The 3,627-nt window shown below is 34.4% G+C and carries 5 protein-coding genes; all 5 read right to left on the bottom strand.

The features are described from left to right. Positions 1-226: 226 nt before the first annotated feature. A complete protein-coding gene (gene ccmE / locus ACJ5GX_RS01915; RefSeq protein ID WP_012481969.1) occupies positions 227-619 on the bottom strand; it encodes a cytochrome c maturation protein CcmE in 393 nt (130 codons plus the stop codon). Next, positions 603-740: a CcmD-like small membrane protein gene (locus ACJ5GX_RS01910; protein WP_007302385.1), complete on the bottom strand. Its 138-nt coding sequence runs from the start codon at positions 738-740 to the stop codon at positions 603-605. Before ACJ5GX_RS01910 ends, ccmE begins: the two co-directional genes overlap by 17 nt. Continuing rightward, on the bottom strand, positions 737-1,573 hold the full coding sequence (locus tag ACJ5GX_RS01905) for a biotin--[acetyl-CoA-carboxylase] ligase (RefSeq protein WP_007302384.1): 837 nt from the start codon (positions 1,571-1,573) through the stop codon (positions 737-739). Before ACJ5GX_RS01905 ends, ACJ5GX_RS01910 begins: the two co-directional genes overlap by 4 nt. A gap of 4 nt (positions 1,574-1,577) precedes the next feature. Further along, positions 1,578-2,963 (bottom strand): NADH-quinone oxidoreductase subunit N, encoded by a 1,386-nt coding sequence (locus tag ACJ5GX_RS01900; protein WP_012481968.1) that lies wholly within the window; start codon positions 2,961-2,963, stop codon positions 1,578-1,580. Further along, positions 2,960-3,627 (bottom strand): complex I subunit 4 family protein (locus ACJ5GX_RS01895; RefSeq protein WP_495292642.1); only part of this gene is annotated, 668 nt, incomplete at its 5' end. The genes ACJ5GX_RS01900 and ACJ5GX_RS01895, both read right to left, overlap by 4 nt.

The following is a 3,627-nucleotide window of genomic DNA, read 5'->3' as shown; positions in this document are numbered from 1 at the left end:
AAAAAATCGCAAGTTTCTTTGTCTAGTGGTGCTAAAGATTTGGGCTATGATCGATCACCTAAGGGGCGAAGTTGAAGGATTAAAAGCAGCAATAATTGACCATAATGACGTAGAATGGGAAGCACCAACTCACTCTGATATATTGTGGTAGTTAGGAAAGTAACAGCTTGCTAGCAGGCTGTTGCTTTCTTTCACATACCATTTCAATACAACTGAATTAGGAAATCTATTTTAGGACTTTCGGCTTATAGTTCTCATCATGTTTTGCAAACACCGTATCTGCAAGAAAGGTACCATTATCAAACATTTTACCTTGTACAACAACACCACTTTTTTCTGAAAACATTGGTGGAAGTATTCCCTGATATTTCACCATAACGCTCTTATTAAAATCTGTCATCTGAAAAATTACTTCGCTTTCGCTCCGTATCACGCTATTTTCAACAATCATTCCACCAACACGGATTGGCTTTTGATTATTTGGTAAAACTATTGCCTCACTTACTGTATAGAAAAATGAGATATTTTCTTTGAGCGTTGTTAAAATAAAAAAAACTGCACAACTTAAAAAGCAGAAAATTCCTGAAGTTATAAGTAATCGCTTATGTTTCTTCTTCATTATTATCTTTCAGGCTTTCTAGAATTTTTTTACTTTTAGTATAGCAAGAAACGGTAAAAATCAAATTTCCACCAATCAGTATGAAACTAATAAGGTAAGCAAAAATTACATATGTATTCATAATGCACTGCCAATAAATAACTCACCTGCATCAAAATAAATTAAGCTTCCATCCTTTTGCTGCAACACCAATTTACCACTTTTATCTATATCAGCAAAAATTCCTTCATACAATTTGTCAGCTAACTTTACACTGATTTGCTCATTCATTTTGAATGCTTTTTTTAACCACATTTCTCTTATAGCATAAAACCCATCAAATAGCCATTGCTTTCTTAGCTTATTAAAATTTATTATTAATTCCTTTAACAGATCCATGTTAGACACAGATTCACCGTAATTGCTAATGCACGTTGTGCCTGGAAGTGGCGCATGATTGACATTAATTCCAATTCCTATAATGAGCCAATTTGAATTGGATTTTTTTTCAACCAATATTCCGCTTATTTTCTTGCCATCGATTAGAATGTCATTTGGCCATTTATGTTGAAGATTGAGATCGTTTATGAATTGATCTCTTGTCATCCCAGTGCTTTGACACTGGGATCCAGAAGAAAAAGTATGGATTCCAGTGTCACGCACTGGAATGACACCGCAGTGGGTTTGATTATTCAAGAAATTTAACGATAATAAAGTATTTCCAACAGCAAGAGCAGTCACAAAAGTCAATTCTGTCAATTTGCTGACATCCTTTTCTTGGTTAATTATCAAACTCGCATAGAGATTACCCTCTGGAGAAATCCAGCTTTTTCCAGTGCGTCCCCTGCCTTCTGTTTGTTTATCAGCAATAATGACAGTTTCATTTGATATCCCTTTCTCAATTAAACCCAATGCTTCTTTATTAGTACTTGGAACTTCTTTGTAATGATAAATACGAAAACCTTCAAGGATCACCTTGTCAGCCCTTTAGTTTAATGAGTGAGTCAAGATCTTCTACATACAAGAAAAGAACGAGATTGATCAGTGAAGCCACTGAAGTGATAATGAATAGACTCTTAGAATAAGCAACCTTATTACCACTAGCTTTATCAAAATACATAACTTTCATGATATTTAAATAATAGTAGCATGATATCACACTCGATATTACAAGGATCAAAGACAGGCTGATAAAGCCAGAATTTATTAAACTTTTGAATATAAAAAATTTAGCGATAAAACCTGCAAGTGGAGGTATTCCCGACATCGAGAGTAATAGTATAGAAAGATGGAATGCTAAAATTGGTTGCTTTTTTCCTATACCAGATAAATTTGCAATATCACAATCATCATCGTCAATTTGTACGAGATATGAGAATAGCCCTATGCTTGTGATGATATATATCACCAGATACATTAAGGCACTATCTGTTCCTGCTTGTGTAAAAATAGAAAGTGAAGCAAATATAAAACCAATGTGACCAATTGAACTGTAAGCAAGCAGCCTTTTTAAGTTTTGCTGACGCAAAGCCCCAAAAGCTGAGATAAGCACAGACAATGCTGAAACGTATAAGAAAATAGGCTGAACATAACTTTTTACATTTACTAACTCTTCATTCATCAATCGAATTAAAAATGTTACAAGTGCAGCTTTTGGGGCCGTAGAAAAAAACGCAGTTACTATGGTAGGTGCACCTTGATAAACATCTGGAGCCCACATATGAAAAGGAACAATAGCAAGCTTGAAACACAAACCAATTAGAACAAAGACTAACCCAAAGACTATTCCATAAGTTATCTGATGGTTTTGCAAGAATGAACCGAGCTCAGAGAAATTGACTTGTCCTGTATATCCATAAAGCAGCGACATTCCATATAGCATAATGCAGGAAGATAGTGCACTGAGTGTAAAATATTTCACTCCCGCTTCACATGAATAAATCGAATCTTTATTAAAGCTCGCAAGAACATACAAAGATATACTCATCAACTCAAAAGCTAAATAAAAAGAGATCAGACTATTTGCTGAAACCAAAGTTATCATGCCAAACAGTGCAAAAAGAATCAGTATTGAAAATTCATATTTATAGTCATATTTTGATAAATTCAGCATCAAAAGTATTAAAATTCCTGTGCTGAGAATTAACCCTTGGGCTGACCTGATGTATAAATTGAGTTTTAACAACGAATTAAAGAGAAAAATTTCATTGTTTTCTGCCGAAAGAATTAAAATAATTAAAGTTACCACTGTGCAGCCAAGTGCTAATAAGTTGATAGTTCTGCGGTTAAATATAATCCCAAGCAGTAGCAACACTAACGAGGAGATAATAGAGAACATTTCCGGCAATATCTGTATATAATTCATAGCGCATTATATTTGACTAACAAATTTGCCATACATGGCTTCAAATAATTCAGTGCAAGGGTTGGGTAAAATCCAAGCAAAATAACAAACACTGCAAGCAGAATTAAGACAGAAAATTCTATGCTATCCAAACGGTTATTTAATAATTTAGAATAGCTAACCCCCCATATTATTTGCTTACATAAATTCAGCATATAAACTGCGCTTAAAATAGTGCCAAGTGCGATAAATCCTGTAAAAAACCCTATGCTCTTAAACATCCCAACCATAGCCAAAAACTCACCTGCGAACCCAGATGTTCCAGGTAGCCCTATTGAAGCCATTGAAAATAAAATGAACATAAAACCAAATTTTGGCATTGTGTTTACTATGCCAAAATATTTTGCAATCTCCAAAGTTCCAGTTCGAGTATATAGCATTCCAACACATAAAAATAAAGCAGCAGAAATAAGGCCATGACTAATCATTTGAAATATGCTACCCAGTACTCCTTCCTCACAAAATGAAAAGAGGCCAGCAGTAACGATCCCCATATGTGCTATTGAAGAATAAGCTATTAACTTCTTTATATCATCTTGAGCAAACGCAACTAGAGAAGCATATATCACCGCAATAATGCTCAGCACAACAACGAAATTTGAAAAATACAAACTTGCCTGAGGAA

Source organism: Wolbachia endosymbiont of Tuta absoluta, assembly GCF_059414725.1.
This window is presented reverse-complemented; position numbering and strand designations above follow the sequence as displayed.

Bases quoted from the DNA above. Each gene is read 5' to 3' on its own strand.
- ACJ5GX_RS01900 (WP_012481968.1), bottom strand. From the start codon at position 2,963: ATGAATTATATACAGATATTGCCGGAAATGTTCTCTATTATCTCCTCG.
- ccmE (WP_012481969.1), bottom strand. From the start codon at position 619: ATGAAGAAGAAACATAAGCGATTACTTATAACTTCAGGAATTTTCTGC.
- ACJ5GX_RS01910 (WP_007302385.1), bottom strand. From the start codon at position 740: ATGAATACATATGTAATTTTTGCTTACCTTATTAGTTTCATACTGATT.